Below are 24694 nucleotides of genomic sequence, written 5' to 3'. Positions count from 1 at the left end.
TCTTACCTTTGCAACCTATTATAGCACTGCTATTCTTAACCTCAAAACCATAAACAACCGACATGAGTAAGATCATTGCTTTGGCCAACCAAAAGGGTGGCGTGGGCAAAACCACTACTTCGATGAACCTGGCAGCCTCGCTCGCCACACTCGAAAAACGTGTGCTGCTGATTGACGCCGACTCACAGGCTAATGCTTCGTCGGGCCTGGGCGTTGACCTGAGCAAGGTGGACTGCTCCATCTATGAGTGCCTCATTAACGGCAACGATGTGCATGAGGCCATTTACACCACCGACATTGACAGGCTCGACATTGTGCCCTCAAACATCAACATTGTGGGGGCCGAGGTTGAGATGTTGAACTTTGACAAACGCGAGTTTGTGATGAAAAACCTGCTGCGGCCGCTCGACAAGGAGTATGACTACATACTCATCGACTGCTCGCCATCGCTCGGTCTCATCACTGTTAACGCACTGACTGCGGCCAACTCGGTTATCATTCCTGTGCAATGCGAATACTTTGCACTTGAGGGCATATCAAAACTGCTCAACACCATCAAGATAGTAAAGAAGAAGCTTAACCCCGAGCTTGAGATTGAGGGCTTTTTGCTCACCATGTACGACAGCCGCCTGCGCCTGGCCAACCAAATATACGACGAGGTGAAACGACACTTTCAAGAGTTGGTGTTCAAAACGGTTATTCAGCGCAACGTCAAACTGTCGGAAGCCCCAAGTCACGGACTGCCGGCCATATTGTACGACGCCGACTCCACCGGGGCAAAGAACCACTTGGCACTGGCCAAGGAGGTTATTAAGAAGAACGAAAAATAAGTATGGCAACACATAAGAAATATCCAGCATTAGGACGCGGGCTCGACGCACTCATCTCGACCGAGGAGGAGGTTCACACCAGCGGGTCGTCGAGCATCAACGAAGTGCCGGTGTTCAAAATCAAGGCTAACCCCAACCAGCCGCGCCGCGAGTTCCAGCCCGAAGCACTGCAAGAGCTGGCCGAGAGCATACGCCAAATAGGCATCATACAGCCTATCACGCTGCGGCAGATGGAGGACGGCACTTACCAAATCATTGCCGGCGAACGACGCTGGCGTGCAGCACAACTGGCGGGGCTGACCAACATTCCGGCCTATATACGCACCGCCAACGACGAGAACGTGATGCAGATGGCGCTGGTGGAGAACATTCAGCGCGAGGACTTGAATGCCATCGAAATAGCTCTGGCCTACCAAAACCTCATTGAGCAGTATAGCCTGACTCAAGACAAACTGTCGGAAAAGGTGGGCAAGAACCGCGCTACCATAGCCAACTATCTGCGACTGCTCAAACTGCCCGCACAGGTGCAGGTGGCACTGCAGAACAAGGAGGTGGACCAAGGACACGCACGTGCACTGCTGGGGCTGGACAAACCATCGCTGCAGGTGAAGCTCTTTAACGAAATACGCGAAAAGGGCTACTCGGTGCGACAGGTGGAAGAGATGGTCAAAGCGCTTAACAACGGCGAAACGCTGAAAAGCGGACGCCACACACTCAAAAGCAAAACAGCCACCAAACGACTGCCCGAGGAGTACACCGAACTGCGCAACCGGCTGTCGGAACGCTTCAGCACAAAGGTGCAAATGACGTGCTCGCAACAGGGCAAAGGCAAAATCAGCATTCCTTTTGCATCGGAGGAGGAACTTGAGCGCATTATCACGCTGCTCGACAAAATCTGATAGAGATACGCCATATATTAAGTGGGTGTTCGGGCTATGTGACCGAGAACAAGGGGGCAGATACGTCCCGATAACGCACTTTCAATGCGGAAATGACACCTGCTGATGTATAAATTAATATAGAACACCTACTTATAGTCAATGAGTTCGCATACACTACGGAGCGTGGTGCTGATGGTGATGCTCGCATGCTCACAAGCACTGGCGCTTTATGCAAAAAATACGGCCAAAGTCGGAGCCTCAAACGGGGTTCCGGCTTTAGCCGTTTTTGCTGCCGCACGCACCGGTTGCCCTGCCATGCGCCCCGACACAGTGAAATCGCCCGACGAACTGGCCCGCGAACACAGCACCGATGCCGATGCCGACTTTGACCGCATGGCGGCCGAATTGGCGTCGGACCCCGACTCAATGGTCATGCCCGTGGACACGGCCAGACTGCAACACACTGCCGATTCGCTGAAGGCACCCCCCGCCACACTGCCCGCCAACGGCAAGGGGGGCAAGCCCAAGGTGTTCGTGCCTAATCCCACCAAGGCGCTGTGGCTGTCGCTGGTGTGTCCCGGCGCCGGACAAATTTACAACCGCAAATACTGGAAACTGCCTTTCATATACGGCGGCTTTTTGGGTTGCGCCTATGCCCTGATGTGGAACCAGATGATGTACCGCGACTACTCGCAGGCTTATCTCGACATCATGGACGACAACCCTAACACCAACTCGTACCTTGACATGTTGCCACCACGTTACGACATTACGGGGCGCGAGGACCAATTTAAGAACATATTCAAACGCAAAAAGAACTTTTACCGCCGCTACCGCGACTTGAGCGCCTTCTGCTTTGTGGGCGTGTACCTGCTCTCGGTAGTCGACGCATACGTTGACGCACAACTCTCGGTGTTCGACATCTCGCCCGACTTGAGCATGCGTGTCGAACCGGCTGTCATAGGGCAGCCTGCCTTGCTCGGCTCATCGTCGGGACGCTCGGCCTACGGCGTGGGCTGCAGCTTGACGTTTTAAGCTTCACGCTTTAACGTTTGGCAATTTAAGGCACACCATGCGCCAACAACACAAAAGATACACACTTTTTTTGATGAAACGCTTAAAGACATTGATTGTAGCACTGGCGGCCGGCTTTATGTCTGCCACAGCGCAAAACGAAATTACCGTACACAACGACCAAAACGGACGCGATGAGGTGATAGACCTGCCCGAGGGCATGTCGGCCGACTGCGACTCGCTGCTGGGAGAGTGGATGGCCAAAAAGTATCTCTACCCCGACACCACGTGTGTCAACCCCGACTACAACCCGACCTTCACCGCCGAGGAGTATCAGGAGCATCTGCGCCGCCTGCCGGTGGTGATGGAGATGCCTTACAACCAGGTGGTGCAAAAGTTTATCGACCAATACAGCGGACGCCTGCGTCGCACCGTGTCGTACGCTTTGGGCGCCGGAAACTTTTACATACCCATATTTGAGGAGGCGCTCGACTACTATGGCTTGCCGCTCGAACTGAAGTATCTGCCCGTCATTGAGTCGGCACTCGAGCCCCGCGCCAAGAGTTCTGCCGGTGCAGTGGGCTTGTGGCAGTTCATGCTGGCTACGGGCAAGCGCTACGACCTCAAGGTGAACAGCCTTGTCGACGAGCGACAGGACCCCTACAAAAGTTCGTGGGCCGCAGCGCGCTACCTGCGCGACTTGTACAAGATATACAAGGACTGGAGCCTGGTAATTGCCGCCTACAACTGCGGCCCGACCACGGTGAACAAGGCTATTCACCGCGCCGACGGGGTGCGCGACTACTGGACTATCTACCCCTATCTGCCCAGCGAGACACGCGGTTATGTGCCGGCATTTATTGCGGCCAACTACATCATGAACTATTACTGCGAGCATAACATTTGCCCGATGAAGACGAAAATTCCCGTCACTACCGATACCATCATGGTGAGCCGCGACTTACACATGAAGCAGGTGGCCGACCTTTGCAACATCGACATCGAGGCCATACGCGCACTCAATCCGCAGTATCGCACCGACCTCATACCAGGTTCGGCGGGACTCATGTCGCTTTGTTTGCCCACCGAAACGCTCAACACGCTTATCGACCTGAAGGACTCGGTGTACAACTACAACGCTGACGAACTGATGAAACGCCGTGCCACCGTGGAGGTGGACGAAAAACTTGACAACCGCAGTGTGGCCTCGCGCCGCCGTTCTCGCTCGGCCTCAACCGACAGCAAGGCATCGCAAAGTGCGTCATCGTCAAGGTCAGAGAGCAGGTCGTCAAGCAAGTCATCGTCGAGGGGCAGCAGGTCGTCGTCAAAGTCGTCAAGCAAGTCGTCAAATAAGAGCCGCAAAAAGTCTCAAGAAAGGGAGAAGAGCACCACGGTGAAGAAGGGCGACACGCTCTACGAGATTGCAGCAAAGAACGGTACAACCGTTGAAAAGCTGAAGAAACTGAACAAAATAAAAGGCAACACCATCAACCCGGGCAAAAAGCTGAGGGTGAAATAAACGCAAGCACCAAACGCAAACACCAAACGCAAGCACCAAATGCAACCACTAATGGGGGCGACGCGTCTCGCGTCGGGAAAATGCAATGTTAACACACTGAATAAAGGCTCGCAGACAGCACTAATCACATGCTTGTCTGTGAGCCTTTGCTTTAATTCCGCGGGACGCGGCTGCAGAAAAACTGACGCGAGACGCGGCTGCAGAAAACCGACGCGAGACGCGTCGCCCCCATTAGTGCTTGCGTTTGGTGGTAGCGTTTAGTGCTCGAGTCCGTTCGCATATTTACGTTTTGCCGGATAGCCATATTCTAACAGAGAGTAAACTTCATTACATAGAAACCCTAAAGCACAAATCAGGAGTTGAACCGCCAGGCATTATATAGCTTGACCTATGTTCAACTCCTGATTTGTGCTTTAGGGTAAGTTCTATGGCAATGGGGGGAAAGCCCCGTCTTGCCAATCAAAGTGCGCCGTTCAAAAAACAGCGCCGTTCAAACGTTGTCGGTTTAGTGGCAGCAGTTGCAAGGCTTGAGCTGCTTGAAGAAGTCGTTGCCCTTGTCGTCCACCAAAATGAAGGCGGGGAAATCCTCAACGGTAATTTTCCAGATAGCCTCCATGCCGAGCTCGGGGTACTCCACGCATTCAATGCTCTTGATGCTGCTCTGCGACAATACGGCAGCCACGCCACCAATAGTGCCGAGGTAGAAACCGCCATGCTTTTGGCAAGCATCGGTCACCACCTGTCCACGGTTACCCTTGGCAATCATAACCAACGAACCGCCATGCGACTGGAACTCGTCCACATAGGGGTCCATACGGTTGGCAGTGGTGGGGCCCATTGAGCCACAAGGATAGCCAGCGGGTGTCTTGGCCGGTCCGGCATAGAGAATGGGGTGATCCTTGAAATATTGGGGAAGGTCCTCGCCGGCGTCAAGACGTGCCTTGAGCTTGGCGTGGGCAATGTCGCGTGCCACGATGATGGTACCCTTGAGGCTCACACGTGTGCTCACGGGGTACTTGGTCAGTTCGGCACGCACGGCGTCAATACCCTTGTCAAGGTCAATTTCAATACCCTTTCCGCCCTCGCCCGGGTTGCGCAGCTCTTCCGGAATGAGTTCTGAAGGATTGTTATCCATCTTTTCGAGCCAGATGCCGTCCTTGTTGATTTTAGCCTTGATGTTGCGGTCGGCCGAGCAGCTCACACCCATACCGATGGGGCAGCTTGCACCATGGCGGGGCAGACGTATTACGCGAATGTCGTGTGCCAGATATTTGCCACCAAACTGTGCGCCAAGACCAATTTTGTGTGCCTCGTGCAGCAACTTCTCTTCAAGGTCAATATCGCGGAAAGCGCGGCCCGTTTCATCGCCCGTAGTAGGCAGGTTGTCGTAATATTTGATAGAGGCCAGCTTCACAGTGAGCAAGTTCTTTTCAGCACTTGTACCACCAATCACAAAGGCAATGTGGTAAGGCGGGCACGCAGCTGTACCCAGACTCTTCATCTTCTCTACCAAGAAGGGGAGCAGTGTGCCCTCGTTCTGAATGGTAGCCTTAGTCATGGGGTAGAAATACGTTTTATTGGCAGAGCCACCACCCTTTGCCACCATTACAAAGCGGTATTCGTCGCCCTCAACGGCTTCGATGTCAATTTGTGCAGGCAGGTTGCAACGGGTGTTCACCTCGTCGTACATGTTGAGCGGAGCGTTCTGCGAGTAGCGCAGGTTGTCCTGGGTATAAGTGTTATATACGCCAAGGCTGAGAGCCTCTTCGTCCTCAAAGTCAGTCCATACGCGCTGTCCCTTTTCGCCATGAATGATGGCGGTGCCGGTGTCCTGGCAGAAGGGGAGGATACCCTTAACAGCAGTTTCGGCATTGCGCAGGAATTGCAGTGCCACGTACTTGTCGTTTTCCGAAGCCTCGGGGTCGGTCAATATTTTAGCCACCTGCAGGTTGTGCTCACGACGGAGCATAAACTCCACATCGTGGAAAGCCTGTTGTGCCAACTGTGTGAGCGCTTCTTTGCTCACTTTGAGGATAGTTTTGCCCTCAAACTCGCCGGTGCTCACACCCTCGGTGCCGAGCAATCGGTATTCGGTAGTGTCCTTGCCCAACTGGAACATAGGAGCATACTTAAACTCTGGAGTTGTTGCCATAGTTGATGGATATATAATAGATATGTTATGTTTAAGTGCTGCAAAGATAGTGCAAACCGAGCGAATAAAGTCAAGCTTGCTTGAACTTTATTCCGAGGAGCCGCCTATCTTCTGCAAAGATAGTGCAAGGTGAGCGTAGAACATCATGCCAACAACCTGTGCATTTTTGCATTTTATTAAAGGCGCTTCGCCGTTGTCGTCCTTTATGAAGAAATATTCGTACCTTTACACACGAAAACATTATTATTCACTACAAATCTTCCCTTACACAATGAATTCGTTGAAAAGAATCTGTTTGATGTGGCTTTGCGCCCTGGCGGTGCAAGTGGCCGCATGGGCCCAGCAGGTGCAAGTGTCGCCTGTGCCACAATCGGTGAACTGGGGCGCAAAGGCCTTTGCTTCGGCAGGAGCAAAATACGCCATTAACAAGGCCGCCACAACCGACGCATACGCCGTGGCCCTGTTGCAAGACAAACTCACAACAGCCGATGACGGCCTTAGCCTGACAATAGGCAAAAAGGGCGAAGCAACGGTGAGCGCCGTCGAAGCCAACATACCCTCAACAGCCGAGGGTTACTACCTGAAAGTGGCCGCCGACGGTATTGTGGTGGCCGGCGCCGACGACGCTGGCACATACTACGGTGTGCAAACGCTGCTGCAAATATTGGCACAACCCGAGGTGATGTCTGTCGAAATTAAGGACTACCCCGCCTGTGCGCAGCGTGGCGTGATTGAAGGCTTTTATGGCAACCCTTGGAGCGACGCCGACCGCAAGAGCCAGTTTGACTTTTATGGCAAGAACAAACTGAACATTTATGTTTACGGACCCAAGGACGACCCTTACCACCGTACAAAATGGCGCGAGAACTATCCCGACGACAAGGCAGCCATTATTCGCAGCCTGGCCGAATCGGCCAAGAAAAACCACGTAGACTTTGTGTGGTCTATCCACACAGGCGGTTCAATATCAAACTCAGAGGCCGACTTTAAGGCAGTGGTCAACAAGCTCGAGCACGTCTACTCATTGGGCGTGCGCAACTTCTCCATCTTCTTCGACGACTTTGGTGCAGCCGACGCCAACCTGCAAGTGGCCGAATGCAACTACGTTTGGGATAACTTCATACTGAAGCACGACGACTTGCACAAGCTTTCAATGTGTCCTACAAAGTACAACGCCGCTTATGCCGGCAACAACAATGCCGATGCCTATCTGCGCGGCTTGGGCAACGGATTGCGCAAGGGCATCGAGGTAATGTGGACCGGTGCCGGTGTGGCCGACATGATTAACCAACGCGACCTGGACTTCTTTAAGACGGCCACTAACGGCCTGGATCCTTTTATTTGGTTGAACTATCCGGTTAACGACTATTGCATCGGCCACATGCTCATGGGCAAGTTCTACGGCAACGACCAGGGCGACAACGCCTTTGGTGCCAAAATGACGGCATTCACGAGCAACCCCATGGAGTATGCCGAGGCATCGAAGGTGGCACTGTATGGTGTGGCCGACTATGCCTGGAACATGAAGGACTACAACCCTGAGGCCAACTGGGAGCGTGCCATCAAATATTTGATGCCGACCAATGCTGAGGCTTACCGTGTGTTCTGCGAACATAACGTCGACCTCGGCACAACGGTGCACGGCATGCGCCGCGAGGGCGAAAGTCCTAACTTCGACGCCACTGGCACTATTGAGGCACGCAAAGCACAGTACGACAAAATGGTGGAGGCTGCCGATGCGCTGCTTGCCGACACCTACAACCCCGCACTGATTACCGAAATTACACCGTGGCTCTTGAAAATGAAGTACATGGGGCAGCGCGGACAGAAAATGGTGGAGATGCAGCAGGCGCTGGACGATAACAAGCCTGACCTGTTCCTGCAGAACTACCGCGACATTACAGCCATACAGGCTAAGGAGGATGCACTCATTTCGCGCAACTTCGAGGGCACAATCAAGAGCGCACGTCCCGTGGTGGCGAGCCAAAAGATAGAGCCGTTCCTCAAAACAAAGCTCAACCAGCTGGTGCTCGACTACAAGAGTCGCTACACCGAAGGCTGGGAGGTGTTCCCGGCACAGGTGCTCGAGTCGGGCAACTACTACATTAAGTATAACGGCAAATACCTCTACGACAAGGACGCCTCAGCCGACAAAACGGGCGACTATCCCGTATGGGCTGACGAAATTGACGATGCGCAACCGCAAAAGTGTGAATGGACCATCACGCTCGACGCCAACACCGGACGCTACAAAATTGTCAACACGCAAGACGGACGCTACTTGAACGAGAATGGCGCCTTCTGGGCTGACAAGACAATCAATCCTTACGATGCCGACTGGCACAGTTACACAATCTATCGCGTGAACGGCAAATATGCCATTCAGACTACCGCAAAGGTTAAAAACCGCTTTATGGCTGCCAACGACAGCCGCATTATAAAGCGTGACACGCCGCTGAGCAAGGATAAGAACAATGCGCCTATTCTGCACATCGACGATGCCATCTTCGAGATTGTGCCGGTGCAAGGCACCACCACCGAACACCCTGTGATAAAGAGTGGCAACAGCTACTACATCAAGAACCACAATGGCGAATACCTTACCACAACGCCCCAACTCGCGGCATTGAGCAATCCTACCTTTGAGGCCAAGGCCGAGAGCGCAGGTGCACGCCAATATCAAAAGTGGACGGTAAGCATCGACAATACTTCGGGCCGTTGGAAGATTGCCTATAACAACCAGAAGTTCCTCGACGAAGAGGGCCGAATTAACCAGAATGCCTACTATTCGGACTGGAACTCGGTAATCCTTACAGAGCGTGCCGGACTATGGGCCATCATGAGTGTGACGCCCAACGCCGTTCCCCAATACTGGGGCATCACGCCCGACAACACAATCAAACGTGTGGACGCCGCCCTCAACGACAGTTATGTGTTTACCTTTGTCGATGCAGCACAGGACGACGAAATCACAGCCCTTGGCCAGGTGGTTACCAATCCTGCCGCAAAGGCAAACAATGTCATCTACGATTTGTCAGGACGCAAGGTGAGCAAGCCTTCAAAGCACGGTGTTTACATCGTTGCGGGCCGAAAGGTGATTAAGTAAACTCACCCCGCTGCAGACGCTACCTTACCCATAAATATCACTGTTTGGTAAAACATCAAACGCTACCTCTAATGGGGGCGATGCGTCCCGCGGTAATCAAAGCAAAGGCTCACAGTCCAGCATGTAATTAGTGCTGTCTGTGAGCCTTTATTTTGTGTATGCACCTTGCGCTCAAATGAAGTGTATGCACCTTGCGCTCTAATGGGGGCGATTCCCTGGCACAACAGTCCTTTACATGGCTTCTAATATGCTTTTTAACCTGTCAATCTGATAGAAAACGCAAGCACTAATGGGGGCGACGCGTCTCGCGTCGGAAAATTGCACTGTTTATACACTAAACATAAACTCACTGACAGCACGAATTACACGTCTATCTGTAAGCCTTTGCCTTAATGCCCGACGCGAGACGCGTCGCCCCCATTAGAGGTAGCGTTTAGTGCTTACGTTTAGTGCTTGCGTCTGATAGCATGTTTACGTTTTACCACACAACTATAACCCATAACATACCACAAAGCAAGAGACCATTGAGTCGCTGCCATACGCACAAGTGCGTCGGTTGTCAACTCAATGGTCTCTTCCTATTATATTGCTGTCCGGCAAATGATGCCACTACCTGCACAATGCCCGGCACACCCTGTCTTGAAAATTGCGCCCCGTGCTGCTGTAACGCACACCCTGGTTCATGATGCTGAAACAGAGCACATTGCCCGTGGCAGTAGTCAGATAACCCGAAAGCGTGCTCACACCCTCCACAGTGCCCGTTTTGGCATGCACATTGCCCTCGGCGGCCGAGTGGCGCATACGTTTGCGCAGCGTGCCGTCCTCGCCAGCTATGGGCAGGGCGGGGTGCAGGTGGCGGTATATGTCATCGTCGTTGTAAGCATAGCGCAACAGGCGGCCAATGGCCTCGGGTGTGAGATAGTTGTAGAGCGACAAGCCCGACCCGTCGGCTATCTGGTAGTGCGAAGGCTCGAGTCCAATGTGCCTGAACAGCGCATTGTAGTGCGCCACAGCCTGCTTGCGTCCGGCACGCGGCTTGCCCCCCTGTGCGGCAAGCTGGTAAAAGAGCGATTCGGCGGCAGAGTTGTTGCTCTCCTTGAGCATGGGCAGCAACACCTGGTCTATGTTGCGCGTGCGGGTGCATACAAGCGTGGCATCTGACGGCACGGTGCGCTCCTCGGTGGTGCCGTCCCAGTCAATGCCCTCCTCACGAAAGATGCGGCGCAGATTGTCGGCAAAGGAGTCGTGGTTGCGGTAGAGCAGCGGTGTGAGCGGCACGCAATCGTCGTCCCAACACCAGCCCCAGCCCATGCGCTTGTCGTCCTTCATGCTGAGGTCAAGCCCAATGGGCGATGTGATACGGGTGATGCCGTGCGCCTTCAGGCTTTGCGCAAAGGCGCGCAAGTCGTCGGCATCAATCAGTGGGTCGTAACCACCGCGCACATACACACGTCCCACAAACACACTGTCCGTGTCGCTCGGCAAGTGGTCGGCATAGAGCCTTGTCTGATAGTTGTAGGTCACGCCAAGGTCGTTGAGCGCCACAATGGCCGTAACGAGTTTCTCGTTCGATGCAGGTCGCATGCACTGTCTTTCGTTGTGTGTAAACACCAGGGTGTCGGCCGTGAGGTCATACACATAAATGCCCACCTGCGTGCGTTCAAATATATCGTTGTCGAGCAGTTGGCGCAAGCGGTCGGGCAGCGACAGTTGCAAGTCGGTATTGTCGGCTATGGTGTCGGTCACCACCGAGTCCTCGGGCATGATGCTGTCGGTGCGCATAATGCCAGCGTGCATGGGCAGTATGCTCACAACGAGCAGTAAGAGTGATATAAAGCGTTTCATTATTTTGCCTGACTATTACTCAACTTTCGGATTTTGCAAGTGCGGGCTGAAAGCCCAATGTAATCCATAGCCCGGGGCAACGCCCTGGGTCGCCCACAAGAAGAAACGTTACGCCCTGTAAGGGCAAAAGTATGATGAAGTGGTTTTACTTCTGCCCTTACAGGGCGTCGCAACCTTGTTCATTTTTACCCAGGGCGTTGCCCTGGGCTAAGTAAATACTTGGGCTTTCAGCCCGCCCTTGTTAAATCCGAAACTTGAAACTATTATTGGTCCATATACCAAAAAGAGATTTATCTTTACGATAAACCTCTTTTTGTAGTGGTGCCACCAGGAATCGAACCGGGGACACAAGGCCAGATATTTCAACGTCCAGTCCTTTGCTCTGCCAACTGTGGTATAGTGGCATAAGAACTAAACAAAAGAGGTATACCAAAAAAGAGATTTACCTTTACGATAAACCTCTTTTTGTAGTGGTGCCACCAGGAATCGAACCGGGGACACAAGGATTTTCAGTCCTTTGCTCTACCAACTGAGCTATGGCACCAAAATGTTGCAAATCATGCAATTGGCATTTATTAGCAGTGGTGCCACCAGGAATCGAACCGGGGACACAAGGATTTTCAGTCCTTTGCTCTACCAACTGAGCTATGGCACCTTGCTGATTTGCGAGTGCAAAAGTACGAAAAACTTTCATTCGCTCCAAGCAAATGCCCCTTTATTTCTAACAAAAACGTAAAAAGGAATAATATTTGCGCCAAAATCCGATATTATGAACAATAATCCATATATTTGCAAGCACAACCCCTATCAATACACGCATGACCCAACAAAGCTACTCACCCATACGCACACTCAGCATAAACGATGCCCTGGCCACAACCAGCGGCATAGGGCTTGGCAAAGAATTTACCGTGCTCGACGACATCACCCTCGACGACCTGGTTGAAGCCCCCGCACAAGTAGGCTTTCTGCTCATAGCCCTCTGCACCGAGGGACAGGTGGACTTTACAATGAATGGCCGCCAATGCCACATGGAGCCGGGCGACCTGCTCATCAGTTTTGGCGAACAGATATTTCGCGATGGCAGCTCCAACGGCAATTTTCACGCCAAGGCGGTGCTCATGTCGCGCACATTTGCCCAAAACTGCCTGGTGGGCATGGACAAGATGTGGCCTTACCTGCTATTCTTGATGGAGCACCCGGTGCTCACCATGACCGAGAGCGAACAACTGTGGCTGCTCGAGTGCTACCAGCTGATACGTAAAAGGCTCAACCGCCCCACACCAGGACGCTACATGCGCGAAGCCACCGTGTCGCTGGTGCGCGCCTTTTACTTTGAAATATGCAACCTGCTCGATGTGCGTGTGCCGCAGTCAAACTCCAAGACGCAGAGTCGCGCCTACGCCATATTCGACCAGTTTATCAAACTCGTGTCGCAACACTTTAAGCACGAGCGCAGCGTTGAATGGTACAGCAGCGAAATGTGCCTCACGCCCAAATACCTGTCGGAAGTGGTGAAACTGGTGAGCGGCAAAACGGCCGGACAGTGGATTAACACGCTGGTGATTATCGAAATAAAGTCGCTGCTGATGAACACCCCGCTCTCTATCAAGGAGATTGCTATGGAAATGAACTTCCCAAACCAGAGTTTCCTTGGCAAATACTTCAAAAACACGGAGGGCATTTCGCCCAGCGACTTCAGAAAGGGCATGCCGGGCTGATGGCTCTTTCACGCTGAGGCAACGCTGTTACAATGATAATAAGACAACCCCTAAAAAATAATCACAAACCTATGAAGAAGAATTTGGTAATAGCGGCTGCCGCAGCCGCTGCGCTGTGCATGGCATCATGCCATGGCAACACAAAGAGTAATGATACAAGCAAGGACAGTTTGAGCACTGTTGCGAGCGATTCGCTCAATGCGGGTGTGGCCATCGAGTCGCTGGCAGGCACCTACGAGGGCACACTTCCCGCTGCCGACTGTCCGGGCATTCGCACCGTACTGACGCTCAACGCCGACAGCACCTACCAGTATTCGGCCGACTACTTGGAGCGCAAGGACGGCCACGACGAGGCGAGCGGCACATTCAAGGTGTTGGCAAACAATGTGGTAGAAATCGTTCGCCCCTCGAGTGGCGAGGCTACATATTATAAGGTGAAGGACGCCAACAGCATCATCATGACCGACTCGCTTGGCAATGAGCCTGAGGGCGAAACCGCCAAACTCTATGTGCTGACCAAGAAGAAGTAGTACCAAACGCTGTCTCTAAGCACAATCATCAAACGCAATCACAAAACGCTACCTCTAAACGCAATCTCCAAACACAAGCGTCAAGCACAATCACCAAACGCAATCACAAAACGCTACCTCTAATGGGGGCGACGCGTCCCGCGTCGGGATAAGATGCAACTATTATTTAGTTATTGCTGTCCAGTGAAACCATTCTGATATTATTGCTCACGGATCGCACCGATTGCACGGATTTTTTTGCTTGTGCAATGTGCTTTAGCACCACGGAGATGACGGATTCTACGGATTTTGTGAGCATTGCATGCTCACTTCGCTATTAGCTCGTTGTTGCGACCAGGTACCTTACTACATAATCTGTGCTATCGTATTTCGCCACGGGTACGTTACGGGCCAATAGCGAAGTGAGCATGCAATGCTCACAAAATCCGTCAAATCCGTCATCTCCGTGGTGCTAAAGCACGTTGCACAAGCAAAAAAATCCGTGCAATCGGTGTGATCCGTGAGCTGTAATATCAGAATGGTTTTATTGGACACCAATATGTTCTTATAGTATAGGGAGAGCGAATTTCGGGCATAGGGAGAGCGGATTCTCTGTTGCTCCGACACTTTTTTCGGGCTCCCTATACCGTAATTCTCTGCTGGCACCCATCACAACACGCCTGCACATACGATGGAGTGCAGGTAGGGCTGGTGTGCAAATGAGGGTGTGTCAAAACTCAATTTGTGCGGGCTGAATGCCCAATGATTGTACATAGCCCTGGGCAAGCGAAGCGGCACCCAGGGTTGGCGTATATAGAAACAGTTGCGCCCTGTAAGGGCAAAAGTAAATGATAATCATCACTTTTGCCCTTACAGGGCGTCGTTGCATCACGTTACGAATAACCCTGGGTGCCGCTTCGCTTGCCCAGGGCTATGTACAATCATTGGGCTTTCAGCCCGCACAATTTGGGTTTTGATACCCCCCTCATGAACACATCAGCACCATTCTCAATCGCGCGCCCCCTTCAGCACCTCGGCGCATCTTTCCATCAGCCATTTCGGGGTGGAAGTGGCGCCACAGATGCCCACACTGCGTGCACCCTCAAACCACTCGGGGCGTATGGCCTCGGGAGTGTCTACAAGATAAGTGCGCGGGTTCACCTTGCGACAAGCCTCGTGCAGCACACGTCCGTTAGAACTTTTGAGTCCGCACACAAACACTATCACGTCGTGGCGTGAGGCAAAGGCGCGAATGTTTGGCAAGCGGTTGGCCACCTGACGACAAATGGTGTCGAAGTAGCGAAAATCTTCAACCCGTTCCATGTGCGCTGTAATATAGTCCACAATCTGCCGGAACACCTCAAGCGGTTTGGTAGTTTGAGAGAACAAGGCCACGGGGCGCGAAAAATCTATCTGCGCCGCTTCCTCCACACTCTCTATCACCAGCGCCTCGCCATTAGTCTGTCCCACGAGGCCCAGCACCTCGGCATGTCCGCGTTTGCCGTAGATAACGATTTGCGGGTGCGGATTTTCGGTATACACCTTTTTGATACGCCGTTGCAGTTGCAGTACCACCGGACAGGTGGCATCTATGATGCAGATGCCACGCTCACGTGCCAGTTCGTAGGTGGCAGGAGGCTCGCCATGTGCACGCAGCAGCACTTTAGTGCCTTGTGGCAGGTGGTTGAGCGCCTCGTGGTCGATGGTTTGCAAACCGGCCTTTCGCAATCGCTCGCATTCGCTGCCATTATGCACAATATCGCCCAAGCAGCAGAGCGCTGCCGACTGGGCCAATTCTTCTTCGGCCTTGCGTATAGCCGTTGTTACACCGAAGCAAAATCCTGATGATTCATCTATCTCTATGTGCATGGAGGGGTTAGGGGGTTAGGGGGTTATGAGGTTAGAGGGTTATGAGGTTAAAAAGTTACTTTTATTCAAGTTTCTGATTTAACAAGGGCGGGCTGAATCATCGTGCAAGGCGAATGCAATCAAGTTTCCTTGAATTGCTGAGCCGCAGCCGATGATGTCAATAAAAGGCCCCAAGCACCGAACGCTACCTCTAATGGGGGCGACGCGTCTCGCGTCGGGAAAATATGCAGCTATTATTAGCAGTAGTAGCGTTCGTGTTTAACTCTTATCTCTATCCCGACGCGGGACGCGTCGCCCCCATTAGAGGTGGCTCATATAAGCGCAGCCCATCACTTAAAGTCCACCGGTATTGTAATCTTAACAGGTGTAGGGTCGCCCTTGTCATCTGTGCCAGGTTTCCATTTAGGCATACGTTTTAGCGCGTCCATGGCAGCCTTGTATATTTTAGCGTCAAAGGCATTCTTCACCTCAAGGTCGGTAGTATGGCCCTTTTCGTCCACAATAAAGCAAATTGTGACAGAGCCCTTTTCATTGCGGTCAATACACTCCTGCGGATAAACGATGTGCTGGTCGAGCCAGCGCATAAAGGCACGCAGTCCGCCCGGAAACTCAGGCATCTGCGACACCTGTTCGGTAGGCACAATCTTCTCCTTGGCTATGGGCAGCGACTTGTCGTGAATGCCCGTAGTGTCCACAATCGGTGTGGTAATAACCTGCTGCTCGGGGTCGTAGTCTATGGGACCGTCCTGTCCGATGGTTTCGAGTGGAGGCAGTCCGTCAACAATTTTTGGCCTTGCCGACTTGGCACCCGGTGCCGTGCGCACCGTGGGAGCCTGGCGCGCTGTGGCCAGAAACTTCACCTTGTAGCCCTCCTTCAGTTCGGCAGGCTTTTTGGCAAAAGCGTCCTCGGCCTCCTTCATGCCGCGCATAGCCATTATGTGTGCATAGAGGGCCAGCGACCCCTGCGCACCCAGCAAGGCGCCCAAGGTGCCGAGCACAATGATGAGCACACGCCGGTAGCGGGCGCCCGTCTGCTCGCGCAGCTTGTAGGCGCCATACGCTTTGTTGCGGCCCTCAAACACCATGTCGCACCATTCCTTTGAATATATGTCTGACGAATGCACTGTTGTTGCCTCCTATTCGTTATTGTTCAGTCGGCGAAGTTACTGAAATCTGCGCGCAACGCAAAACGATAGATTAAAAGACTTGTGCCGCGTAATGATAATATGTATTAAAATGCCTGCGCTACCCCAGGTGCGCACTCCCAACTGCACCCTGCGTAATGGGGGTGTTTGTCCATGTTTTGCCTATGCCATGGGGATTTTGCCACCAATGCCCATTGCCAACAGTCATATTTGGGTTTGACGGGAATGTAAGATGTTACGGAGTTTGTCTGCATTCTCCGTAACTTTTTACACAGAACATTCTTTTTTCTCAATTAGTATCGTACCTTTGCATACAAAACAGGTTTCGACATGAATAAAGGCTCAATCATTGATACACTGCAACAACAAGGTGGGTTCATAACCACTGGCGAAGTGAAAAGCCGTGGTGAATATGAGCAACTCCGTCACGCTGCAGAAGAGGGGAATTTGGTGCGAATCAGAAAAGGGGTCTATGCAGAAACGTCCGCCTTGGCAAATAATATGATAGATGTTGAGCGGATCGTTCCTCGCGGAGTGCTTTGCCTATATAGCGCATTTTCCCATCATGGACTGTCTACGCAAGTTCCCTCGTCAACTTGCATCGCCATTGATGCCAGGCGCAAAGTACGTCTGCCTGACTATCCAATCATAGACCTTTACTATTGGAAGAAAGAATATTTGGAGTTTGGCATCATGCAAAAGGAGATATCGGGATATGATGTGCTTATTACAGACCTGGAACGGACAGTTTGCGATGCTGTGAAATACAGAAACAAGATAGGGCTTGATGTCTGTGGCGAAGTTATAGACAGCTATCTGAAAAAAGATAATCGTAATATCTCACTCCTGCATGAGTATGCACAGAAATTGAGAGTTAAAAACATATTGACTACATATTTGGAGACAAGATTGTGACAAAGAATATAGGGCGGTCTATTAAGACACGTTTGCTTAACCTTGCCAAAGAGGAGAAGCAAGAGTATATGAAGGTGCTGGTTAGATATTTGCATGAGCGCTTGCTGTTTCGCATATCTGCAAGTCCTTACAAAAGTAATTTCCTGCTGAAAGGCAGTTCTTTATTGTTTGCATTGGATGGTTTCAAAGCTCGTCCAACAATCGACATCGACCTGTTAGGGGAGTGCATCAGTAATGAGAGAGAAAGTTTGAAAGAAACATTCGAGAAAATTTGCAACATAGAATGCGAAGATGATGGCGTTACTTATGATGCAACTTCGCTTGAATTAGAACCGATTGCCGTTGAAAAGAAATATCCAGGCACTTGTGTAAAAGTGGTGGCTCACTTAGATACGATTGTGCAACAGATATCTGTTGATATAGGCTTTGGCGATGTGGTAACGCCTTACCCGCTTTCTTTGGATTATCCGTTGTTACTGCCCAATGTTCCAGCTGTGGAACTATACGCTTATTCTTTGGAAACATTAATAGCGGAGAAATTTCACGCAATGGTCGACCGTGACGAAAGCAATAGTCGCATGAAAGATTTCTTTGATGTGTATCAGTTGTTTGCCAACCATATAATAGACCGAGAACTACTGTCGGAAGCCATTGTCTGTACATTCAAAAACAGAAATACCCCTTACAGAGCAAACCTTATGCTTTTTAGTGATAAGTTCGCTACAGATACGACACGCAATGCTTTGTGGAAGGCTTTCTTGAAGAAGATACGTTGGAAGGAGCGGCTTGAATTCTCTGTTGTAATGAAGTGCATTAAAGAGAACCTGCAAGAGTATTGGAGTGAAGCAATACTTGGATAAGTCATAAGATGCAAAAGGCAAATAAATAAGGCTACTTGCCTATGCAATGTGGCTTTTTTATTGATGTTTGCCTATGCAATAGGAATAAATTGCCCTTGTTTTGCCTATGCAATGTGACATTTTTATCAATGTTTGCCTATGCAATAGGAACAATTTACCCTTGTTTTGCCTATGCAATGTGATATTTTTATTGCTGTTTGCCTATGCAATAGGAATAAATTGCTCTTATTTTGCCTATGCATTGTGACATTTTTACAGGCAGGGCGGCCGCCCCAGCCTCAGCTTATGTGAAAAACCACGGCGCCAGCCTTATGTTACTTATGTAGCTTATGTACTTATGTCTCCCGCGGTAAGCGGCACAAGGGCGAACTGCCCTTAAAAACACAGAACAAAGTTTATTACTCCAAATGTCGGATAATATATATTCCTGATCAGTTCACTATAATTGATTTGGGTGGCGCATTGACGAAGTCGGGTGATACATTGCTGTCCGGCCAAACGCCTAAGCACCACATCGTAATGCTTAGGCGTTTGGCCGGACAGCAATGTATCGTTATCTACAACTTGAAAAACATCAATATAGCTACGGCGTCAGCCATCATCAGCACATCAGCATTCCTCGCACGTTTTGCAAGCCTTATTTATTTTTTCGTCTCACATTAAACTTGATGCCCCCAGCTTTGCCAGCGTGGTACGCCATGTCGCTTTTGCCGTCGTGCGTCAGTTTGTACACTTTGAGCATTTCACCCTCGGCAAACAAGTCGCAGCTGAAAGTATCCCCCACGCTGAGTTGCGCATTACGGCTCCTTGTTACCTCAAACATATTGTTGCCCAAACACCGGAACGTACAGCTGCGGTCGGGCAGCCAGCGCACTATCACCTCGTCGCCAACCTGCAGTTCATTAGACAAGCACGCTTTGCTGAAAAACATTTCGCTCTGCGATGCAATCGTATGTCCCCCTTTTACAGAAATACCCCCCCGGTTGCAAAAATCTGCAAAATCGTCAAATCCCAAGAAATTAGCGATCACGTTCAGCGTATTTTTGCTGGGTTTGCTTTCCTGGTCGTGAATATACCCCCACATGCGTTTGAGTGTGGTAGTACTGATATATTCGTGGCATTCGGCAAGCAGCAGTTCGCTCAGATACGCAAAGTCGTGGTTGCGTTTCATTTTAAGCTCGGTCCTTTCCTCTAAGGCATGTAGCAGTTTATCTTTCATTTTAGCAAAAATTCAGTGTCTCTATGGGTCGAAAAAGTAGAAGCCTCTCCCGTACCCATCGTTTGGCGGTGTGTTCCTCACCCATTTGTTATGCAAAAGTAGCAATTTGTGCGCACAAAAAGCATACGAGTCTTAAATAGGACAAAAAGGACAATATAGGATAAAGCGGAAGTGTCGTATATTTGCAAGCAGATATTAAATATTAAAGTTAACAGAAAACGTAAAGGAAAGCAAGGTAGTTGTAGCCCTCTCCTTTAAGGTTGAATCGGGCACACACTTGTTAATTGGCATTTATATATAGTAATAAACAAGCGGAAGGACAAGCTAAGAAACAATCAGAAGAACAGACTAAAGAACAAGCAAGAAACGATAAGGCTATAGATAATAAGCAGAGAGTGTTATTATGCTATTGTTCCTGCTTATAATATAATTCAAATTGACATGAAAAGAAATTTCGTATGTGAGTTCAGAAAGTACGATAAGATTAGTACAATTTTTGATTTGATAGGAGGAGACCTTGAACCCAAACAAACGACGGCTCTTGGGTATCTTTTTAATAAATCGCGTTCTGCTCTTAATGCTTTTCTGAAACTCATTGGTGTAAAGGTGACATTTGACAAATGTATTGTCGATTGTGAAGCCCAATGTAAGGAAAAAGACAACAATGGCAGAATTGACATTTTGCTTCGCTTGTATCAAGACGAGCACCCAGTAAAAGCAATTATCATAGAGGCAAAAAGTGTCAAAGCTAAGACCTCTGAAGTTGCTGCCAATAACCAAGTACAGAAGTATGTTAGCTTTCCTCAATTGAAAGGCTTCTCTAATAAAGAAACTGTTACATTGACACAAGACGTTAAAACGTTGGTTGAAGGCAGTACTTCTATTACCTGGCTTGATTTGGTTAACGAACTGTCTAATGTCCAAGGAAAAGAACCCATAATTAAAGATTTTATTAACTACATTCTAAACATTAAAGGAAATATGAAACATTACGAAGAAGAGATCGTCTCTATTCCCGCAGGAAACTCTTACGAAGCTGTTGTAAGTTCTGGCATATATGAGTGTCCGGTAGAATATAAAAGGAATCCCCAAAATCCTCTATTCATAACGTTTAGAGAAAAGGGTGGCGGGGCTATGAAGACATTGTATAAATTGGGCGCACCCGACAAACCCTGTGGAGGGCTGTGCAGATGCTAACCCAAAAACTGAGTTGCCAAACGATACATGATTGCCCAAAAGTAGTACCTTTGCACTATGAATCAGAATGGCAATAAAAATATGTATGAGGGCCTCGCCTCATATTTCCTCCCCGAAGGAGTTCTTAAATATTTCGAGGTGACAGACTTTGCAACACAGCGTACTCTGGACAAGGATGTTCTTTACACAACAGAGCTTCACATCTATCTGGATGAGCGCGACAATCGCACACCAGACATGAAGGATTCCGTGAGCAATGGTTTTGGGGAAGAATCATGTTTACTTGACTATCCAGCCCGAGACAAGAAGGCGGTACTTCACATACGAAGAAGGCGTTGGACAATGCCGGATGGCACAACAAGAAGTGTTGACCTTGACAAGGAGTTTGAACTGAAGCATAAGGGCACTCGATACGCGAAGGACTTCGCGCTTTTTTTAAAGAGGGCGAATGGACTCTGAGACGATAACCGCTCGTCAGATTGGTTATACGTACATGATTAACAGCTCCACGTTTGCCAAAAGATACAAGGACGCCCTGAGTAACTTCGAGACGTGGGAGCAGAAGGATCACGCATCCAAGTGGATTCTTATTCCGCAAAACGTAGGTAAGGAGCAAGGCATAGACGAGACCTCCCTCCAGGGCGAACTGTACACTATCGTTCACAACAAGGATGCCCATGGTCGCAAGGGTGCAATCATAGCAGTAGTCAAGGGAACGAATCCTGCTGACGTACTGAAGGTTCTCATGCAACTACCTGCAGATAAGCGTGAAATGGTTGAGAATATCACGATGGATCTCTCAGATTGCATGCGTGTCATAGCCCGAGAGGCATTCCCTAAAGCCACAGTCATACGTGACTGCTTCCATGTCGTAAAACGCGGTGGAGAGGGCTGCGAAGAGATACGCCTGCGCCTGAAACGAAAAGCCGTAAAGGAGGCGAACAGACAGAAGGCAGAGTTTCGCAAATACCTCGAAAATCTGGCAGCGCAGAGAAAGGCTTACCGCGAGCGAATGAGGAAAAGGCATGGGAAGAACTGGAAGAAGAGCAAGCGCGGAAGAAAGCCTATGAGGCTGAACACTCGCTTTGAACCCAAAAGGCTTGAAAATGGCGAGACTCTTGTAGAGGCACAGACACGATGTCGCAAGCAATTGTCCATGAGCCGAGAGAAGTGGAGCGCAACGCAGAAAAAGCGTGCGAAGATACTTTTCGCACTCTACCCAAAACTTGAAGAAGCATACAATCTGATCAACTCCCTTAGAGCCATATTCAGAAACAAGAAACTCACAAAGGAGACTGCCAAACAGAATTTCAAGGGGTGGTATGAGAAAGTGGCTTCCTGCACTCTGCGTGAAATCAAGTCCGTACGCGATACCATCAGATTCTATGAGGATGAAATCCTGAACTACTTTGACGGACGTAAGACTAACGCTTCAGCTGAATCGTTGAACTCAAAGATCAAATGCTTTCGTGCACAAGTAAAAGGAGTCATAGACATACCATTCTTCATGTATCGTTTAGCAACAGTTTTGGGTTAGCATCTGCACGGCCTACTCCACAGGGTTTGTCGGGTGCGCCNAATTGGGCGCACCCGACAAACCCTGTGGAGGGCTGTGCAGATGCTAACCCAAAAACTGAGTTGCCAAACGATACATGATTGCCCAAAAGTAGTACCTTTGCACTATGAATCAGAATGGCAATAAAAATATGTATGAGGGCCTCGCCTCATATTTCCTCCCCGAAGGAGTTCTTAAATATTTCGAGGTGACAGACTTTGCAACACAGCGTACTCTGGACAAGGATGTTCTTTACACAACAGAGCTTCACATCTATCTGGATGAGCGCGACAATCGCACACCAGACATGAAGGATTCCGTGAGCAATGGTTTTGGGGAAGAATCATGTTTACTTGACTATCCAGCCCGAGACAAGAAGGCGGTACTTCACATACGAAGAAGGCGTTGGACAATGCCGGATGGCACAACAAGAAGTGTTGACCTTGACAAGGAGTTTGAACTGAAGCATAAGGGCACTCGATACGCGAAGGACTTCGCGCTTTTTTTAAAGAGGGCGAATGGACTCTGAGACGATAACCGCTCGTCAGATTGGTTATACGTACATGATTAACAGCTCCACGTTTGCCAAAAGATACAAGGACGCCCTGAGTAACTTCGAGACGTGGGAGCAGAAGGATCACGCATCCAAGTGGATTCTTATTCCGCAAAACGTAGGTAAGGAGCAAGGCATAGACGAGACCTCCCTCCAGGGCGAACTGTACACTATCGTTCACAACAAGGATGCCCATGGTCGCAAGGGTGCAATCATAGCAGTAGTCAAGGGAACGAATCCTGCTGACGTACTGAAGGTTCTCATGCAACTACCTGCAGATAAGCGTGAAATGGTTGAGAATATCACGATGGATCTCTCAGATTGCATGCGTGTCATAGCCCGAGAGGCATTCCCTAAAGCCACAGTCATACGTGACTGCTTCCATGTCGTAAAACGCGGTGGAGAGGGCTGCGAAGAGATACGCCTGCGCCTGAAACGAAAAGCCGTAAAGGAGGCGAACAGACAGAAGGCAGAGTTTCGCAAATACCTCGAAAATCTGGCAGCGCAGAGAAAGGCTTACCGCGAGCGAATGAGGAAAAGGCATGGGAAGAACTGGAAGAAGAGCAAGCGCGGAAGAAAGCCTATGAGGCTGAACACTCGCTTTGAACCCAAAAGGCTTGAAAATGGCGAGACTCTTGTAGAGGCACAGACACGATGTCGCAAGCAATTGTCCATGAGCCGAGAGAAGTGGAGCGCAACGCAGAAAAAGCGTGCGAAGATACTTTTCGCACTCTACCCAAAACTTGAAGAAGCATACAATCTGATCAACTCCCTTAGAGCCATATTCAGAAACAAGAAACTCACAAAGGAGACTGCCAAACAGAATTTCAAGGGGTGGTATGAGAAAGTGGCTTCCTGCACTCTGCGTGAAATCAAGTCCGTACGCGATACCATCAGATTCTATGAGGATGAAATCCTGAACTACTTTGACGGACGTAAGACTAACGCTTCAGCTGAATCGTTGAACTCAAAGATCAAATGCTTTCGTGCACAAGTAAAAGGAGTCATAGACATACCATTCTTCATGTATCGTTTAGCAACAGTTTTGGGTTAGCATCTGCACGGCCTACTCCACAGGGTTTGTCGGGTGCGCCATAAATTGCTTGACGTTTTAGAACTTGACCTTGACGATGAAGCAAGCATTGAAAAAGTCGATGAAGCAAGCATTGAAAAAGTCGGTAAACAATTAAATCTAAAAGATAGACTTGATCGTTACAAATCTTTTGGAACTCCTACTAAAGGTGTAAAGAGGGTCTATGTGTTAGATATTGATGATGCAATAACATTGCCGATTCCTGTCACTCCTATGGAAAACAATACACCTATAATCAATTACAAAATCAGCGATTTTATAGGAGAATGTAATACTAATAAAGGAGAATATCGAATTGTTTCGCCTTTTAAGATTGATGGTCACACGCTTCATGTACCTAACTCTAGAAAGAATTGCATCCTTAAAAAAGAAGATGGAACTTTGGTAAAAGATTTTTCTTGTAACAAAGAACCTATCGAGCTAAATAAGGAATATGTATATGAATTATTTGTTCAAGGTGACAAAAGGTCTATAAGATTGAACAAAATACGTCTTAGTTATGAAGCTGGCTCGTGGAAAATGTTCTACGATTATAAGAAGTGATGAATTTACAATAGTGTAAGTTTAGTAAGTAAGCACCTCATTCAAGTTGTATTGCATGGGGTGCTTACTGTTTTAAGCCTGATGGGAGTTTGGATTCGAAGCTGTGATTGCATGGCCCTAAAAAGGATAAAAAGGACTATACGAGATAGCGCTTAGATGCTGTATATT

20 protein-coding genes and 2 tRNA genes are annotated in these 24694 nt (G+C 49.7%); 15 read left to right on the top strand and 7 right to left on the bottom strand.

Features of this window, described 5'->3' with window-relative positions; all coding sequences use genetic code 11:
• Nucleotides 1-62 precede the first annotated feature (62 nt).
• The 4 genes from BQ5453_RS05015 to BQ5453_RS05000 all read left to right on the top strand — a co-directional run bounded on the left by BQ5453_RS05015 (nt 63) and on the right by BQ5453_RS05000 (nt 4244).
• Nucleotides 63-830: a ParA family protein gene (locus tag BQ5453_RS05015; protein WP_022102007.1), complete on the top strand. Its 768-nt coding sequence runs from the start codon at nt 63-65 to the stop codon at nt 828-830.
• 2 nt (nt 831-832) lie between these two features.
• The gene (locus tag BQ5453_RS05010) at nt 833-1729 is read left to right on the top strand and encodes a ParB/RepB/Spo0J family partition protein (RefSeq protein ID WP_022102006.1); all 897 of its coding nucleotides are present in this window, start codon (nt 833-835) and stop codon (nt 1727-1729) included.
• Nucleotides 1730-1870: 141 nt separating this feature from the next.
• On the top strand, nt 1871-2746 hold the full coding sequence (locus BQ5453_RS14535) for a DUF5683 domain-containing protein (RefSeq protein ID WP_235860034.1): 876 nt from the start codon (nt 1871-1873) through the stop codon (nt 2744-2746).
• Between the two features lie 73 nt (nt 2747-2819).
• Nucleotides 2820-4244, top strand: a complete 1425-nt coding sequence (locus BQ5453_RS05000; RefSeq protein ID WP_071122420.1) for a lytic transglycosylase domain-containing protein — start codon at nt 2820-2822, stop codon at nt 4242-4244.
• Nucleotides 4245-4749: 505 nt separating this feature from the next.
• Here BQ5453_RS05000 and BQ5453_RS04995 read toward each other — a convergent pair.
• A complete protein-coding gene (locus BQ5453_RS04995; RefSeq protein WP_071122374.1) occupies nt 4750-6396 on the bottom strand; it encodes a fumarate hydratase in 1647 nt (548 codons plus the stop codon).
• Between the two features lie 271 nt (nt 6397-6667).
• Here BQ5453_RS04995 and BQ5453_RS04990 point away from each other — a divergent pair, with 271 nt between their 5' ends.
• Nucleotides 6668-9502, top strand: a complete 2835-nt coding sequence (locus BQ5453_RS04990; RefSeq protein WP_161942399.1) for a beta-N-acetylglucosaminidase domain-containing protein — start codon at nt 6668-6670, stop codon at nt 9500-9502.
• 609 nt (nt 9503-10111) lie between these two features.
• On the opposite strand, the gene dacB is transcribed toward BQ5453_RS04990, so the two are convergent.
• The 3 genes from dacB to BQ5453_RS04975 form a co-directional block, all read right to left on the bottom strand.
• Nucleotides 10112-11347: a D-alanyl-D-alanine carboxypeptidase/D-alanyl-D-alanine endopeptidase gene (dacB, locus tag BQ5453_RS04985; protein WP_071122372.1), complete on the bottom strand. Its 1236-nt coding sequence runs from the start codon at nt 11345-11347 to the stop codon at nt 10112-10114.
• A 471-nt stretch (nt 11348-11818) separates the two neighbouring features.
• A tRNA-Phe gene (locus BQ5453_RS04980) sits at nt 11819-11891 on the bottom strand.
• Nucleotides 11892-11929: 38 nt separating this feature from the next.
• Nucleotides 11930-12002, bottom strand: a tRNA-Phe gene (locus tag BQ5453_RS04975).
• Between the two features lie 163 nt (nt 12003-12165).
• On the opposite strand from BQ5453_RS04975, the gene BQ5453_RS04970 reads away from it, so the two are divergent.
• Together BQ5453_RS04970 and BQ5453_RS04965 are read left to right on the top strand one after the other, a co-directional pair.
• The gene (locus BQ5453_RS04970; RefSeq protein WP_071122371.1) at nt 12166-13068 is read left to right on the top strand and encodes an AraC family transcriptional regulator; all 903 of its coding nucleotides are present in this window, start codon (nt 12166-12168) and stop codon (nt 13066-13068) included.
• Nucleotides 13069-13139: 71 nt separating this feature from the next.
• Nucleotides 13140-13598 carry a copper resistance protein NlpE gene (locus tag BQ5453_RS04965; RefSeq protein WP_071122370.1) on the top strand — a complete coding sequence of 153 codons (459 nt, stop codon included), beginning with the start codon at nt 13140-13142 and terminating at the stop codon, nt 13596-13598.
• A 987-nt stretch (nt 13599-14585) separates the two neighbouring features.
• On the opposite strand, the gene BQ5453_RS04960 is transcribed toward BQ5453_RS04965, so the two are convergent.
• Nucleotides 14586-15446: a 4-hydroxy-3-methylbut-2-enyl diphosphate reductase gene (locus BQ5453_RS04960; RefSeq protein ID WP_071122369.1), complete on the bottom strand. Its 861-nt coding sequence runs from the start codon at nt 15444-15446 to the stop codon at nt 14586-14588.
• A 329-nt stretch (nt 15447-15775) separates the two neighbouring features.
• On the bottom strand, nt 15776-16570 hold the full coding sequence (locus BQ5453_RS04955) for an energy transducer TonB (RefSeq protein WP_143033297.1): 795 nt from the start codon (nt 16568-16570) through the stop codon (nt 15776-15778).
• A 351-nt stretch (nt 16571-16921) separates the two neighbouring features.
• Between BQ5453_RS04955 and BQ5453_RS04950 the strand changes: the two genes are divergently transcribed.
• A complete protein-coding gene (locus BQ5453_RS04950; RefSeq protein ID WP_071122367.1) occupies nt 16922-17506 on the top strand; it encodes a type IV toxin-antitoxin system AbiEi family antitoxin domain-containing protein in 585 nt (194 codons plus the stop codon).
• Complete coding sequence (locus BQ5453_RS04945; RefSeq protein ID WP_071122366.1) at nt 17503-18366, top strand: nucleotidyl transferase AbiEii/AbiGii toxin family protein; 864 nt, start codon at nt 17503-17505, stop codon at nt 18364-18366. The genes BQ5453_RS04950 and BQ5453_RS04945 overlap by 4 nt, the downstream gene beginning before the upstream one ends.
• Before the next feature lie 637 nt (nt 18367-19003).
• On the opposite strand, the gene BQ5453_RS04940 is transcribed toward BQ5453_RS04945, so the two are convergent.
• Complete coding sequence (locus tag BQ5453_RS04940; protein ID WP_071122365.1) at nt 19004-19585, bottom strand: hypothetical protein; 582 nt, start codon at nt 19583-19585, stop codon at nt 19004-19006.
• Nucleotides 19586-20026: 441 nt separating this feature from the next.
• Here BQ5453_RS04940 and BQ5453_RS04935 point away from each other — a divergent pair, with 441 nt between their 5' ends.
• The 6 genes from BQ5453_RS04935 (at nt 20027) to BQ5453_RS04910 (ending at nt 24526) form a co-directional block, all read left to right on the top strand.
• Nucleotides 20027-20782, top strand: a complete 756-nt coding sequence (locus BQ5453_RS04935) for a hypothetical protein (RefSeq protein ID WP_071122364.1) — start codon at nt 20027-20029, stop codon at nt 20780-20782.
• A gap of 81 nt (nt 20783-20863) precedes the next feature.
• Complete coding sequence (locus BQ5453_RS04930; RefSeq protein ID WP_143033257.1) at nt 20864-21241, top strand: ISAon1 family transposase N-terminal region protein; 378 nt, start codon at nt 20864-20866, stop codon at nt 21239-21241.
• A gap of 34 nt (nt 21242-21275) precedes the next feature.
• Nucleotides 21276-22319 carry a transposase gene (locus BQ5453_RS04925; protein WP_074027632.1) on the top strand — a complete coding sequence of 348 codons (1044 nt, stop codon included), beginning with the start codon at nt 21276-21278 and terminating at the stop codon, nt 22317-22319.
• A gap of 169 nt (nt 22320-22488) precedes the next feature.
• On the top strand, nt 22489-22866 hold the full coding sequence (locus BQ5453_RS04920) for an ISAon1 family transposase N-terminal region protein (protein WP_143033257.1): 378 nt from the start codon (nt 22489-22491) through the stop codon (nt 22864-22866).
• 34 nt (nt 22867-22900) lie between these two features.
• Entirely contained in the window at nt 22901-23944 is a 1044-nt protein-coding gene (locus BQ5453_RS04915; protein WP_074027632.1) for a transposase, read from the top strand.
• A gap of 33 nt (nt 23945-23977) precedes the next feature.
• Nucleotides 23978-24526, top strand: coding sequence for a hypothetical protein (locus BQ5453_RS04910; RefSeq protein WP_143033295.1), 549 nt, complete (start codon nt 23978-23980; stop codon nt 24524-24526).
• Nucleotides 24527-24694 lie beyond the last annotated feature (168 nt).

It is taken from the genome of Prevotellamassilia timonensis (assembly GCF_900106785.1).
Lineage (GTDB): Bacteria > Bacteroidota > Bacteroidia > Bacteroidales > Bacteroidaceae > Alloprevotella > Alloprevotella timonensis.
Note: the sequence above shows the minus strand (reverse complement) of the source record. Positions and strands in the feature narration are given on the sequence as shown.